Below are 756 nucleotides of genomic sequence, written 5' to 3' on the forward strand. Positions count from 1 at the left end.
TGTCCGCTATCGGTCASCASKRAATATCCTGGTGACCGATAGCGGACAAGTACCGTGAGGGAAAGGTGAAAAGTACCCCGGGAGGGGAGTGAAATAGATCCTGAAACCGTGCGCTTACAATCCGTCGGAGCCTCCTTGTGGGGTGACGGCGTGCCTTTTGAAGAATGAGCCTGCGAGTTAGTGCTCAGTGGCAAGGTTAACCCGTGTGGGGAAGCCGTAGCGAAAGCGAGTCCGAATAGGGCGTTTGAGTCGCTGGGTCTAGACCCGAAGCGGAGTGATCTACCCATGGCCAGGTTGAAGCGACGGTAAGACGTCGTGGAGGACCGAACCCACTTAGGTTGAAAACTGAGGGGATGAGCTGTGGGTAGGGGTGAAAGGCCAATCAAACTCCGTGATAGCTGGTTCTCCCCGAAATGCATTTAGGTGCAGCGTCACGTGTTTCTTACCGGAGGTAGAGCTACTGGATAGCCGATGGGCCTCACCAGGTTACTGACGTTAGCCAAACTCCGAATGCCGGTAAGTGAGAGCGTGGCAGTGAGACTGCGGGGGATAAGCTCCGTAGTCGAGAGGGAAACAGCCCAGATCACCAGCTAAGGTCCCTAAGCGTGTGCTAAGTGGAAAAGGATGTGGAGTTGCCGTGACAACCAGGAGGTTGGCTTAGAAGCAGCCACCCTTTAAAGAGTGCGTAATAGCTCACTGGTCAAGTGATTCCGCGCCGACAATGTAGCGGGGCTCAAGCACACCACCGAAGCTGTG

The 756-nt window shown here is 55.1% G+C and carries 1 rRNA gene; it reads left to right on the top strand.

Features of this window, described 5'->3' with window-relative positions:
• Positions 1-756: ribosomal RNA gene (locus B277_RS17170) — 23S ribosomal RNA — on the top strand; the annotation flags it as partial.

Source organism: Janibacter hoylei PVAS-1, from assembly GCF_000297495.1.
Taxonomy (GTDB): Bacteria; Actinomycetota; Actinomycetes; order Actinomycetales; family Dermatophilaceae; genus Janibacter; species Janibacter hoylei.